The sequence below is a fragment of the Ruegeria sp. P10 genome (assembly GCF_056534925.1).
The window spans coordinates 75728-88887 of sequence record NZ_JBQERJ010000009.1 but is presented as its reverse complement, the minus strand read 5'-3'; the positions used below and the strand labels follow the sequence as shown (position 1 = coordinate 88887).

Genomic DNA, 13160 nt, shown 5'->3' with positions numbered 1-13160 from the left:
ACAAACACGCGGCGCAAGCTGCACCGCGTGTCATAGCGCCTAGGATATGTTTATTCCGCTGCCGCTTCCAGCTTGTCCTGCGTGCGGGTTTCGAAATCGCTGGCGTCGTGGCGTTCGTGAAGCTGCGTGTGCGGCTCGCCAAAGGCGCGGTTGACCATGCGGCCGCGCTGAACCGCCGGGCGCGCGTCGATTGCCTTGGCCCATCGCATGACGTTCTTGTAGGATTCCACGTCCAGGAACTCTGCCGCGCTGTAAAGGCGGCCCAGAACCAACTGGCCATACCAGGGCCAAATCGCCATGTCGGCGATCGAATAGTCTTCGCCCGCGATGAAGGTTTTTTCCGCCAGTTCACGATCCAGAACATCCAGTTGGCGCTTGGTCTCCATGGCGAAACGGTTGATCGGGTATTCCCATTTCTCGGGTGCATAGGCGTAGAAATGCCCGAACCCACCGCCCAGGTAAGGCGCGCTGCCCATCTGCCAGAACACCCAGTTCATCACCTCGGTCCGCTCGGGGCCGGATGCGGGCAGAAACGCGCCGAACTTTTCAGCCAGATGGAACAGGATCGAGGCGCTTTCAAAAACACGAACAGGTTTGTCACCTGACCGATCCCAAAGCGCGGGGATTTTCGAGTTCGGGTTGGCCTCGACAAAGCCTGAGCTGAATTGATCGCCTTCTCCGATGTTGATCAGCCAGGCGTTGTATTCAGCGCCTCCATGACCAAGTGCCAACAGCTCTTCCAGCATCACCGTGACTTTTACGCCATTGGGTGTCGCGAGCGAGTAAAGCTGAAGAGGATGCTGTCCGACCGGCAGGTCCTTGTCATGGGTCGCTCCGGCGATCGGTCGGTTGATGTTGGCGAATTGTCCGCCACTTTTACTGTCCCAGGTCCAGACCGCTGGAGGGGTATACGAGGATTGGTCGCTCATCTCTTGCCTTTCTTGCCTATGTCAGGGCTGCCATACAGCTAATATTGCAAACCGCCGAGTCCAACCCCACTCAACTGGCGTATTCTGTAACAATCCGCCGCCAAACTCTCACGTTTTCTCGTGTCGGGTCACAGCGGCGTTAGGGGGACTACGCACCGCTTGGGAATCGCATATTGTCCTGTCAGACCTGCCGCAAGGCATCACGGATTTAGTTGACCCGAAAAGGATGAACGACATGAAACGCTTTGCATTGACACTCGCTGCGGCCATAGCTCTGGCGGTTCCGGCTTTTGCCGGCCCTCAATATATCGACGGCACAGGTTTTGCTGTTTCGGGTTATGATGTCGTTGCCTATCGCAGCCTGGATCAGATGCCTGTGGGCCAGTCGCAGCCCGAAGGTGTGCGCGGAAATGCCAACATCACCGCCGAGTACAACGGTGCGACCTGGGCATTTGCGACCGAGGAAAACCGCGACAAATTCCTTGAAAACCCAGCATACTACGCGCCGCAATATGATGGGCACTGCGCTTACGGCGTGTCGCGTGGTGGCAAGGTTCCTGCAAATCCAAACCTGTGGCGGATCGTGGATGACAAGCTGTATCTCAACATCACCGACGTGGTTGTCGGATTTTTCGAGGAAGACATTCCAGGTAATATCAATCTTGCCGAAGGAAACTGGCCCGGTATCGAACCAAGCGACGCTTCGACCAATGTGATCCCGAAATTCACGTCGGAAGGCCCGGTTTCAAACTGATCCGGCCTCAAAAGACCCAAGCCCGGCTGGTCCAGCCGGGCAGAGGCCGTTACCCCGCAAGCCAGAATTGATCCCGAATATCCTGATCGGCATCAAACCTGATCCGCACGCTCTTGGCGCCCGGAAACTTCCGTTCGCGGATCGTATCGGGGATGATGACTTCTCCGGCGCCGGTATCTTTTGACTGAAAGCTCAAAATTTCAGCCTCGGTGTGGCGCGCGTTGGTCAGGACGGTCGTCGGCAAGGCCACGCGATTTGCCCCATGATGCACGGGCGTGGTGACAAAATAGGTCAGATGCCGCCCGTAACACCCGACCGCGTCGGGAACGTGATCCGAGACACATGCATCAGATCTGTCCTGAAAATCCGCTTCATCGTGCATTTGCGGCAACCTCTGGTCGGGATTCAGCATCGCCTTGCAGGCGGCGATATCCTCCAGCGGAAGTTCGATGATGCGCTTCTTCAAACGGGGTCGGCGCGGTTGCGGAGGGCCGGAACTGGCACCACCTTTCATAACCAAACCTTCTTTGCGCAGAAAATCATAAGCCGCCTTGGCGCGCGAAAAACCGGAACTGTCCCCATCCTTGTGATCGGGGTGTGAATGGAATGCGATCTGCCTCCATGCGTCCCTGATCTCTTGGGAACCGGCGCAGGGGCTCAACCCCAGATCCGCCAACGCATCCGCGCGTGCCCGCACTTTATCGACAGGTTCCATACTCAAAACACTCTTTACAAACTACACATTGCCAGTGTGGTCACAGTCATAGTTTTGTCAATTTTCAAGGATGATTTGCGGGGCTGGTGACAACAATCGCGATGTTGAGATTCAATTGTCCCTCAAAGGCGCCGTTTTATAGGCGTGGTTGTGAAACAGTACACATCTTCCGAAACGACAAACGCCCGGGCGTAAACGTAACCCGGGCGAACCATTGGATTTTTTGAAAGTCAGGCAACGTTTTCCAGTTCAACGCGCGGTGTAATGCCCAGTGCAAAGCAGACATCGCGCGTCAATTCGGGACGGTTCAGGGTATAGAAATGCAGCTTGTCCACGCCGCCTTCGATCAGGTCTGAACACAGCTCTGTGCAGATTGCCGTGGCTAACAGATCCTCACGCTCGTCGCGCACCGCTTTTTCAAACGCCTGTTCGACCCACTGGGGAATATGCGTGCCACAGCGCTTGGCGAAGTTGCGGGCGCCTGCCCAGTTCTCGATCGGCAGGATGCCCGGCACGATCGGTTTGTCGATGCCGGCCTTGGCGCAAGCATCGCGGAACCGGAAAAAGGTTTCGGCTTCGAAGAAGAACTGCGTCAGCGCTTCGTCTGCACCTGCGTCCAGCTTGGCCTTCAGCCAGTCCACATCCGCAGCCATGTTGGCAGCCTCGGGGTGGGTGTCGGGATAGGCCCCGACACGAATGCTGAACATTTCGGTTTGGGCCAGTGCCTCGATCAGTTCAACAGAACTGGAAAACCCGTCGGGGTGCGGCACAAACTTGTCTTGACCCTTTGGCGGGTCGCCGCGCAGGGCGACGATGTCCTGCACGCCGGCGCGGGCAAAGGTGTCTGCGATCTCCAGCGTTTCCTGCCGCGAAGCATCGACACAGGTCAGATGAGCGGCCACGTTCAGGCCCGATGACTTGTGCAGGGTCGAAACCGCGTCGCGCGTCAGTTCACGCGTCGTGCCACCAGCGCCGTAGGTGACGGAAACAAAACGGGGATCCAAAGGGGCCAATGTCTGGACCGTGTCCCAAAGGCGGAAAGAGGCTTCCAGAGTTTTGGGCGGAAAGAACTCGAAGGAAATTTCAGGTTTGGACATCGTGGCCTCACTGGATCAACTGAGCCTCTTGTGCCATGGCATGCATTGTGAAACAAACTCATATTACTCAACAACAACATGAATGCTGTTTGAAATGCATATTGAATTCCGGCACCTGCGCACCATCAAGGCGATCCATGAATGCGGCGGGCTGGCCCGCGCTGCGGATCAGTTGAACATCACCCAGTCCGCATTGAGCCATCAAATCAAAGGGTTGGAGGATCAGGCCGGGGTCGAGCTGTTTCTGCGCCGCTCCAAACCCATGAAACTGTCGGCTGCCGGTTTGCGGCTTTTGCGCCTGGCCGAGCAGATACTGCCGCAGGTCGAAGCCGCCCAGAATGAATTTTCTTCGCTGCGGGACGGGCGCACGGGGCGGATGCATATAGCCATCGAATGCCACGCTTGTTTCGAATGGCTGTTCCCGGTGCTCGAATCCTTCAGGAAATCCTGGGGCGACGTGGATGTCGATATCCGCCCTGGTCTTGCCTTCGACGCGCTTCCGGCCTTGCAGAAGGAAGAGGTCGATCTGGTGGTCTCGTCCGATCCCGAGGACCTGCCGGGTGTCGAGTTTGTCGAACTTTTTGATTATAACGCGGTGTTTGTGGCCGCTTCGACCCATCCCCTGGCCAAGAAAGACTATGTCGAGGCCGAGGATTTTCGCGGCCAGACCCTGATCACCTATCCAGTGGAACGCACCCGCCTGGATGTGTTCAGCCAGCTGTTGATCCCGGCGCGGGTTGAGCCTGCCACGATCCGGCAGGTGGAACTGACCGCCGTCATTCTGCTGCTGGTCGCATCGAACCGGGGCATTTCAGTGCTGCCGGATTGGGTCGTGCGCGAGGTCAAATACAACTCGGACTACGTCACCAGACCCCTGACGAAAGAGGGCATTACACGGCGTCTCTATGCCGCGGTCCGTTCGGAAGATCTGGAGAAACCCTTTGTGCAGGAACTGGTGAAACTGGCCCGGGAAGAAGCGCGCAAGCTGCAATCCCAGTAACGGCGTTTCCTGCGGGTCTGTTATGCGCATCATTCCTCTTGGCAAGGGCGCATTGCGGCAGTATACGCGCGGTTTGACCGAACAGGAGCCTTTTGACAATGGTTGGCAGCGCAAATCTCAACATCATGATCAAGGCCGCGCGCAAGGCGGGGCGTTCTTTGGTCAAGGATTTCCGTGAAGTCGAGAATCTGCAGGTGTCGATGAAAGGCGCCGGTGATTTCGTCTCGAAGGCCGACATCGCCGCCGAAGCCATCCTGAAAGAAGAGCTGCTGGGCGCACGACCGACCTATGGCTGGCTGGCCGAAGAGGGCGGCTCCATCGATGGTGAGGATCCGACCCGCCGCTGGATCGTCGATCCGCTGGACGGCACCACCAATTTCCTGCACGGCCTGCCGCATTGGGCGATTTCCATAGCACTGGAACACAAGGGCAAGATCGTTGCCGGCGTGATCTATGACGCCGCCAAGGACGAGATGTTCTTTGCTGAAAAAGGTGAGGGCGCTTGGATGAACGACACCCGTATTCGCGTGTCGGGTCGTCATCGCATGATTGAATCGGTCTTCGCGACCGGTCTGCCCTTTGGTGGCCGCTCGGATCTGCCTGCGACTTTGCAGGATCTGGCGCGTCTGATGCCCGCCTGCGCCGGTGTGCGTCGTTGGGGCGCCGCCGCGCTGGATATGGCATATGTGGCCGCAGGCCGGTACGAAGGCTTTTGGGAACGCCGCCTGAATGCGTGGGATCTGGCTGCCGGTGTGATCATCGTCAAAGAGGCTGGCGGCTTCGTGCAGGCGCTTAACCCTGAAGGCAACGTGCTGGAAGATGGTGAAGTGATCTGTTCGAACGAACCGATCTTCGATCAGTTCGCCAAGGTGATCCGGGGCTAGGCGCCCTTTGAACCGGCTTTAGCGGCGCGGAACGCGCGGAATGCGGGATTGTGACAGCTTGTACTTCGCTTCCGGGTGGGGCGGATGTCCGTGGGTGCGATCCCAGAACTGAATTCCGCCGCGTCTCAGCCACAGCGGGATGCACAGGATCAGGCCAACGGCAAATCCCCCGGTATGGGCCCAATAGGCGATGCCGCCTTCGTCTGGATTGCTGGTGACGCTGCCAAAGAACTGTATCGCCAGCCAGACGCCCAGCATAATGAAGGCGGGGATGGTAAAGACCCTGAAATAGACGATCAGGATCAGCAGGATATCCACCCGTGCTTTCGGGAACAGCAGCAGATACCCGCCCATCACACCCGCAATCGCGCCCGAGGCCCCAACAGTGGGAACTTGGGATTCGGGCCCGGTGATGACGTGAATCAGGCCCGCGCCGATTCCTGCCGCCATGTAAAACAGCAGGAAGGGCAGATGGCCCATCTCGTCTTCCAGATTGTCACCGAAGATCCACAGAAACAGCATGTTGCCGGCCAAGTGCATCCACCCCCCGTGCAGGAACATGGATGTCACCAGGGTTTCCAGCCCGAACCCGTCGCTGACCCGCGCCGGAATAATGGCGTAGTCGAAAAACAGCCTGCCGATCCGTGGCCCATCATTCATGATCCCCACATAGCTGAGGAAGATCAGGATATTGGCCGCCAGCAAGGCATAGACAACATAAGGTGTGCGCCCCGAAGGGTTATGGTCGCGGATCGGAAACATGCCGTGACGCTGGGCTTTTGTGCGCCCAGCGTCAAGGCAAGCTTATGCCGCACCTCCCAACAACACGGCGTTTCCACCCGCCGCGGTCGTGTCCACGCAGACATGGCGTTCACCCAGAACACGCGCGCGGTCGGGCTTGCCGGGAATAAGCGGCAGAATCGGGCCGTCGCGGTGCGCCAGATGGTGTTCGATCTGCCCCGCTGTTTCCTCGTCTCCCCACCACATCACGCCCGAAATGCCGGTCAGGTTTTCCAACCGGTGCAGGTCAAGCATCCCGGTCGCCTGAATGGCGGTGCCACCCAGCGCAGATACAGCATCGGCCTGCGCACGCGCTGCGGCCTCTCCGGGTCCCAAGCAAAGAAGAGGCGGACGGGGATACACGCTCAGGCGGTTCGATTCACCGGTCGGGCCGGGCAGGGACCGGGTTTTGACCGGCGCAGGTTGACCTTGTGCAGCAGGCAGATCAGCCACGGCGCCCCAGGTATCCGCCGTGCTTTGACGGTCGGGTGCGCAAAACCGGATCATGTAGTTCGGCCCACCCGCCTTGGGGCCGGTGCCTGACAATCCTTCGCCACCAAAGGGCTGAGACCCGACGATGGCGCCGATCTGGTTGCGGTTTACATAGATGTTGCCCGCATGGATTGCCTCGGTCACATGCTGCACGCGGTCGTCTATGCGGGTGTGCAGGCCGAAGGTCAGGCCGTATCCGGTGGCGTTGATATCGGCGATGATCTTGTCGATCTCTTGCGATTTGAACCGGGCGACGTGCAGCACCGGGCCGAACACCTCGCGTTCCAGCGCGGCGATGCCGGGGATCTCGATCAGCGTCGGAGCAACAAAGATGCCTTCGGGCGGCAACGGAAGCTCCTTCAACACCCGCCCTTCGTTGCGCGCCTTGGTCACATGTTCGGCGATGCCCTGACGGGCCTGTTCGTCGATCACCGGTCCGCAATCCGTCGACAAAAGCCAGGGGTCGTCGACCGACAGCGCATCCATCGCCCCTTTGAGCATGGTCAGAACGTCATCGGCGATGTCTTCCTGCAAATACAGGCAGCGCAGGGCGGAACAGCGCTGGCCCGCCGACTGAAAGGCGCTTTCGATGATCGATTGCACGGCTTGTTCGGGAAGGGCGGTGCTGTCGACGATCATCGCATTCAGACCGCCGGTTTCCGCGATCAGCGGCGTACCGGGGCGCATGGATTCGGCCATCGCCACACGGATTTTCAGCGCGGTGGCTGTTGACCCAGTGAAGGCCACGCCTGAGATGCGCGGATCCGACGTCAGCGCCGCACCCACGGCAGGCCCACCCGGCAACAGTTGCAGCACATCGCGTGGTACCCCCGCCTCGTGCATAAGCTGAATGGCACGATGTGCGATCAGGGGGGTCTGGGGCGCAGGCTTGGCCAGAACCGCGTTTCCGGTTGCCAGCGCAGCAGAGATCTGCCCAGAGAAAATCGCCAGCGGGAAGTTCCACGGACTGATGCAGGTGAAAATCCCCGCGGGTTCGGCATCGGGGATGTTGGCTGCATAGTAACGCAGGAAATCCACCGCCTCGCGCAGTTCGGCCACCGCATCGGGCAGCGACTTCCCGGCCTCGCGCGCCAGCAGGGCAAACAACTCACCATAATGAGCTTCGTAAAGATCGGCTGCGGCATTGAGGATGCGGGCGCGTTCGGCAGAGGGGGCATCCCAGGGGTTGGCCGAGGCCAATGCCATTTCCACATCCGCCGCGCTGGCTGGGGCCACCGCGCCGGGCTTGTCCTGAGGCCGTGCCGGATTGATCACCGGCTCATCCGCATCGGGTTTAGCCGCATCGGCCAGCAAGGGTTGCGCATACCAATGATGGGCGCGGAACTGATCCCGTGCCGCATCAATCTGATCCAGGGTTGGTGTGTGATGCAGGTCAAAACCCTTGGAATTCGGTCTTTCAGGCTGGAACAATTCCGGCCCGGTCGGCAGTGCGGGCGGAGGGGTCCGGACCGCAACAAACGGATCGGCGGCGACCACTTCCGGTGGCACATCTTCGTCCACAATCTGGTTGACGAAGGATGAATTCGCGCCGTTCTCCAACAAGCGCCGAACCAGATAAGCCAGCAAGTCGCGATGCGCCCCCACCGGTGCATAGATGCGGCACCGGGTGTTCTGCTTGTCCATCACGATCTGATGCAAGGTCTCACCCATGCCGTGCAGGCGCTGGAACTCGAACGGTTGATCCTTGGCCATGTGAAGGATGGCGCTGACCGTGTGCGCGTTGTGCGTGGCAAATTGCGGATAAATCCGATCGGTCATGCCCAGCAGTTTGCGTGCATTGGCGATATAGGAGATGTCGGTTGCCGCCTTGTGCGTGAAGACGGGAAAGCCATCCACACCTTCGACCTGCGCGCGTTTGATCTCGGTATCCCAATAGGCGCCTTTGACCAATCGCACCATAATCTGGCGATCGTGACGTTCGGCCATGCCATACAGCGTATCCAGTACCAGGCCTGCGCGCGGGCCATAGGCCTGAACCACGATGCCAAACCCGTACCAGCCGGCAAGGGCCGGGTCGGACATCACCGCCTCTATCACCTGCAACGACAGCGACAGGCGATCCGCCTCTTCTGCATCGACGTTCAGGCCCATTCCGGCCGCCTTGGCCAGCAGGGCCAGTGCCCGCAGCCGCGGCACCAGCTCGTCCATCACACGCTGTTCCTGTGCCAGCTCATAACGGGGGTGCAGGGCGGACAGTTTTACCGAAATGCCCGGGTTGGCGCGGATATCGTCATGGGTGCAGGCCTCGGCAATGGCCGAGATGGCGCGGGAATAGGACAGGTGATAGCGCGCCGCGTCCGCTTCGGTTCGGGCCGCTTCGCCCAGCATGTCGTAGGAATAGGTATAGCCCTTCTCCTCCATCCCGCGTGCGCGGTCCATGGCGGACTGAATGGTTTCCCCCAGAACGAACTGCCGGCCCATCTCTTTCATCGCGCGTGCCACGGCAGTGCGGATCACCGGCTCGCCCAACCGCTTGATCGCACCGCGCAGCGCCCCGACCGGAGACGCCTTGCCCTCGTCCAGCACCTTTCCGGTCAACATCAGTGCCCATGTCGAGGCGTTCACCAGCGAGGACGAGGATTGCCCCAGATGCTTGCCCCAATCGGAGGGCGCGATCTTGTCTTCGATCAGCGCATCAATTGTGTCGGCATCCGGCACACGCAGCAACGCCTCGGCCAGGCACATCAGGGCGATGCCTTCGTCGGTGGACAGGCCATATTCGGCCAGAAACACCTCCATCAACCCCGGAGAGGTGCTGGACCGGATATCGCGCACAAGCTGCGCAGCCGCGGCGCCGATGGCGCTGCGATCCGTGTCCGTCAGGCTGGCCTGAGAGATCAGTGTCTCAAGAACTGCCGACTGATCGGCATAGGTGGAAGTATCGATGAGGGTGCGCAGGCTGTGTGACATATGTCCTCCGGTCTTTGCGATAATATAATGCGGAAAAATCAGGACAACGGACTGAGTTTGATATATTTGAAGGAGGATGATCTGAATTTTTAGCAGCGGACAGTTCAAATGAGTTTTCCTGATCTTGATCGGTTTGACCGCTCGATTCTAAGGATTCTGGCCGAGGACGGCCGTATCTCGGTGGCCGATCTTGCGCGCGAGATCGGGCTGTCGAAATCTCCGACGCAAGCGCGGCTCAAACGGCTTGAGGCGAGCGGAGTGATCCAGGGCTATCGGGCGATGCTGGATCCGATCCGGCTGGGCCTGGATCACGTCGCGTTTGTCGAGGTGCGTTTGACCGATACCCGTGAAAAGGCGCTGGCCGAGTTCAACGCAGCCGTCCGCAAAACCGCCGAGGTCGAGCAGGCGCATATGATCGCGTCCAATTTTGACTATCTTCTGAAAGTGCGCACCGCCACGATGTCGGAATATCGCCGTGTATTGGCCGAGAAGATTTCGTCTCTGCCGCATGTCGCCAATACTTCAACTTTTGTTGCGATGGAGGCCGTGAAGGAAACCGGTATGCTGGGCGGTTTTGAACATCAGCCTTGACGCGGTGGAATTATGGTCCACCCTTGTTCCGTGATGCGAACCTGTGCTGCAACGTTTCTACTGATCGCGTGTTCATGCTCGGCCATGGCCGAGACATGCCCCGCGGCTCCGGATCATATCGAAGGTGTGGATGCGCTGATCAAGCAGGTCCAAAAGGCGCAATCGCAAAGCGACGCCCGGGTCATCTCGAATAAAATGTGGGAACTTTGGACAGACGCGCCGGATGCCCGATCGCAGACCCTGCTGGATCGTGGAATGGCGCGACGAGAGGCGTGGGATTTGTCGGGCGCATTGGACGATTTCAACCAACTTGTCGAATATTGCCCGGATTACGCCGAAGGCTACAATCAGCGGGCTTTTGTAAACTACCTGAGGCAGGATTTTGACGCGGCATTGCGCGACCTGAATGTCACGATCGAAATGTCGCCAAACCATATCGGTGCGCTAAGTGGGCGGGCTTTGTCCCTGATGGGGTTGAGACGTTTGGAAGACGCGCGTGCAGCACTGTCCGAGGCGCTTGAGCTCAACCCGTGGCTGTCCGAGCGGGCCTTGTTGGAGCCAGGCGGCCTTCTGGAACCGCCCGGAGAAGATATCTGACAGCCGGATCGGGCAAGTTTGGAAACCGGTCGCAAATCGCCAAACAGGTGCCTTTCGCGGCCACCTCGTGGACTATGGCCCCGCAATCAGAAAGGAAAATGGGTGACAAAGCCGTCAGCGTGACAGTATCCGGCGCTTTTCGGCCATGGCTTCGCGTCGCCTCTGCTCGATCCCGAGTTTGAAAGATTCTTCAACAAAGTCGATGTGATCCTTTGCCGCTTTTTCGGCCCGCTTCTCATCCCCTTCGATCACCGCGCGACCAAGCTCGAGATGTTGTTGCAGCAGCTTTTCGCCGGTCCCGTCAATCGTGCGCAGGAAGTCACGATTGTAGAAAACGCCCTTGCGGGTGAGTTCGTAGATCGACGCCATCATGTGGATCAGGGTCGCGTTCTGGCTGGCATCCACAATCGCGGAATGCAGCGCAAAGTCCGCCTCTTGCGAAGCCTTGGCGTCCTGCTCTTGCCAGGCACGCTCGTTTTCATCAAGGATCTCGGAAATCCGTTCCTTGTCTGCCTTGGTGGCGCGACGTGCGGCAAGCCGGGCCGCGAAACCTTCCTGCTCACGGCGATACTCAAGATAGTCGAAGAAAGCCGGCTCGTGGCGTTCGTACAAAGCAAGAAGCGCGGGCATCATGGCTTGTCCGGTCAGGGCTGCGACGAATGTTCCCTCACCGTGTTGCGTTGTGACCAGACCGCGTTCTTCCAGCACCTGAAGGGCTTCGCGCAGCTTCGGGCGCGACACGCGCAACATCTCGGCCAGATCACGCTCGGAAGGCAGTTTCCGGCCCTGCTTCAGGATGCCCGAAGCGATCAGGTCCTCGACCTGTGAAACCACCGCATCAGCCAGCGATTCGTGTCCAACCGGTTCAAAAATCGCCGTGGTGTTCATGAGATGCTGCCCCGTGTGACGCTATAATAACCAGAATAACTGGTAAACAAAGATAACCATATCTGTTCAAATTTCAAGCGCGAGGCTGTTCTTCCCGGACGTGAATTACGTGTCTGTTTATGAATGGTTTTTGGAGAATCTGTTGGCTTTTTGAAGCAGTCGCATCGGGATTTTGCAGGGCTTGTCGAAGGCGAACTTCCAGTTTCGGTTAGCGTCAGTGGTAAACAAAGTTATTGACTGGTTTGAGTTGGTAAAGTTAGTTTACCACCGGAGCGGCGCTGGAAGAGCCTGCGCCACTGATCGGAGAAAACCCGACCAAACCTGGAGGAGATTTCATGAAGAAGACCCTGACAAGCCTGGCCGTGGCCGCCAGCCTGCTGGCGGCACCCGCAGTTGCGGCGGACAAGCTGCTGCTGAAAACACCGATTGCCTTTTCGACCGAACTGCCGGGCCTGGGTTCACCTATTCCACGTGTGGCTGATCAGCTGGAACTGATGTCCGGCGGCACGATGAAGATGAAGGTGTACGAGCCGGGAAAACTGGTGCCGCCCTTCGAAATTCTGGACGCCGTGTCCACCGGCAAGATCAACTCGGGCTACACCACGGCTGGTTACTGGGCCGGAAAAATCCCGGCTGCGCCGCTGTTCTCGGCCGTGCCGTTCGGCCCCGAGGCGGGCGAATACATGGCTTGGCTGTATTATGGCAACGGCATGACCCTGTATCAGGAGATGTATGATCAGGCCGGTTACAACGTCAAAGTACTGCCCTGCGCCATCATCGCGCCGGAAACCTCGGGCTGGTTCGCGTCCGAGATCAATTCGCCCGAAGACCTGAACGGGCTGAAGATGCGTTTCTTTGGTCTGGGCGGCAAGGTGATGCAGAAACTGGGTGTAGCGACCTCGCTACTGCCAGGTGGTGAGATCTTCCCCGCATTGGAAAAAGGCGCGATTGACGCGACCGAGTTTTCGATGCCTGCCATCGACGCGCGTCTGGGCTTCCACAAGCTGGTCAAGTTCAACTATTTCCCCGGCTGGCATCAGCAGGCGACCGTGTTTGAACTGTTGATCAACAAGGACGTCTGGAACGAAACCAGCGATCAGCACAAGGCAATCATCGAAAGCGCCTGCAAGGCTTCGATGGCGGACAGCTTTGCCGAAGGCGAAGCCATCCAGCATGCGGCCCTGATCGACAACGTTGAAAACAACGGCGTCACCATCAAGCAGTGGTCGCCCGAGATGCTGGATACCTTCCGCGCGACCTGGGAAGAGGTTGCCGCAGAAGAGGCCGCCAATGATGCCTTCTTTGCCAAGGTTCTGGCCGACATGAACGAATTCCGTGACGGCTATAACCTCTGGAAGACGAACGCCTTCCTCCCACGTCAGTAATCTCTCCCTCACTGACGTTGCCGGGGCGGCCCGATCCGCTGCTCCGGCCCCTGCTTTTCGATCTTCGGACTTTCTAACCTTTCACTGCCCGTATTCCGGGTTGCTGAGCGAGGAATG

12 protein-coding genes are annotated in these 13160 nt (G+C 58.8%); 6 read left to right on the top strand and 6 right to left on the bottom strand.

Features of this window, described 5'->3' with window-relative positions; genetic code table 11:
• Positions 1-50: 50 nt before the first annotated feature.
• Positions 51-929 carry a glutathione-dependent disulfide-bond oxidoreductase gene (gene yghU / locus ACR0FB_RS15630; RefSeq protein ID WP_480621209.1) on the bottom strand — a complete coding sequence of 293 codons (879 nt, stop codon included), beginning with the start codon at positions 927-929 and terminating at the stop codon, positions 51-53.
• A 235-nt stretch (positions 930-1164) separates the two neighbouring features.
• Here yghU and ACR0FB_RS15625 point away from each other — a divergent pair, with 235 nt between their 5' ends.
• Positions 1165-1683 (top strand): YHS domain-containing (seleno)protein, encoded by a 519-nt coding sequence (locus ACR0FB_RS15625; protein ID WP_171634317.1) that lies wholly within the window; start codon positions 1165-1167, stop codon positions 1681-1683.
• Between the two features lie 49 nt (positions 1684-1732).
• Here ACR0FB_RS15625 and ACR0FB_RS15620 read toward each other — a convergent pair whose 3' ends face one another.
• Positions 1733-2398, bottom strand: a complete 666-nt coding sequence (locus tag ACR0FB_RS15620) for a J domain-containing protein (RefSeq protein ID WP_480621207.1) — start codon at positions 2396-2398, stop codon at positions 1733-1735.
• Between the two features lie 230 nt (positions 2399-2628).
• The gene (gene metF / locus ACR0FB_RS15615; RefSeq protein ID WP_480621205.1) at positions 2629-3495 is read right to left on the bottom strand and encodes a methylenetetrahydrofolate reductase [NAD(P)H]; all 867 of its coding nucleotides are present in this window, start codon (positions 3493-3495) and stop codon (positions 2629-2631) included.
• Between the two features lie 94 nt (positions 3496-3589).
• Between metF and ACR0FB_RS15610 the strand changes: the two genes are divergently transcribed.
• Positions 3590-4495: a LysR family transcriptional regulator gene (locus ACR0FB_RS15610; RefSeq protein WP_171723621.1), complete on the top strand. Its 906-nt coding sequence runs from the start codon at positions 3590-3592 to the stop codon at positions 4493-4495.
• Between the two features lie 98 nt (positions 4496-4593).
• Complete coding sequence (locus ACR0FB_RS15605) at positions 4594-5379, top strand: inositol monophosphatase family protein (RefSeq protein ID WP_171118687.1); 786 nt, start codon at positions 4594-4596, stop codon at positions 5377-5379.
• Positions 5380-5397: 18 nt separating this feature from the next.
• On the opposite strand, the gene ACR0FB_RS15600 is transcribed toward ACR0FB_RS15605, so the two are convergent.
• Together ACR0FB_RS15600 and putA are read right to left on the bottom strand one after the other, a co-directional pair.
• Positions 5398-6141, bottom strand: coding sequence for a rhomboid family intramembrane serine protease (locus tag ACR0FB_RS15600; RefSeq protein ID WP_171722778.1), 744 nt, complete (start codon positions 6139-6141; stop codon positions 5398-5400).
• A gap of 42 nt (positions 6142-6183) precedes the next feature.
• A complete protein-coding gene (gene putA, locus ACR0FB_RS15595) occupies positions 6184-9582 on the bottom strand; it encodes a bifunctional proline dehydrogenase/L-glutamate gamma-semialdehyde dehydrogenase PutA (RefSeq protein WP_480621203.1) in 3399 nt (1132 codons plus the stop codon).
• Positions 9583-9690: 108 nt separating this feature from the next.
• Here putA and ACR0FB_RS15590 point away from each other — a divergent pair, with 108 nt between their 5' ends.
• On the top strand, positions 9691-10173 hold the full coding sequence (locus ACR0FB_RS15590; RefSeq protein WP_171634300.1) for an Lrp/AsnC family transcriptional regulator: 483 nt from the start codon (positions 9691-9693) through the stop codon (positions 10171-10173).
• Positions 10174-10257: 84 nt separating this feature from the next.
• Positions 10258-10770: a tetratricopeptide repeat protein gene (locus ACR0FB_RS15585; protein WP_480621200.1), complete on the top strand. Its 513-nt coding sequence runs from the start codon at positions 10258-10260 to the stop codon at positions 10768-10770.
• Positions 10771-10884: 114 nt separating this feature from the next.
• Here ACR0FB_RS15585 and ACR0FB_RS15580 read toward each other — a convergent pair whose 3' ends face one another.
• Positions 10885-11658 carry a FadR/GntR family transcriptional regulator gene (locus ACR0FB_RS15580; protein WP_152458933.1) on the bottom strand — a complete coding sequence of 258 codons (774 nt, stop codon included), beginning with the start codon at positions 11656-11658 and terminating at the stop codon, positions 10885-10887.
• Between the two features lie 335 nt (positions 11659-11993).
• Here ACR0FB_RS15580 and ACR0FB_RS15575 point away from each other — a divergent pair, with 335 nt between their 5' ends.
• Entirely contained in the window at positions 11994-13043 is a 1050-nt protein-coding gene (locus ACR0FB_RS15575) for a TRAP transporter substrate-binding protein (protein ID WP_171634294.1), read from the top strand.
• The last annotated feature ends 117 nt before the right edge of the window (positions 13044-13160 follow it).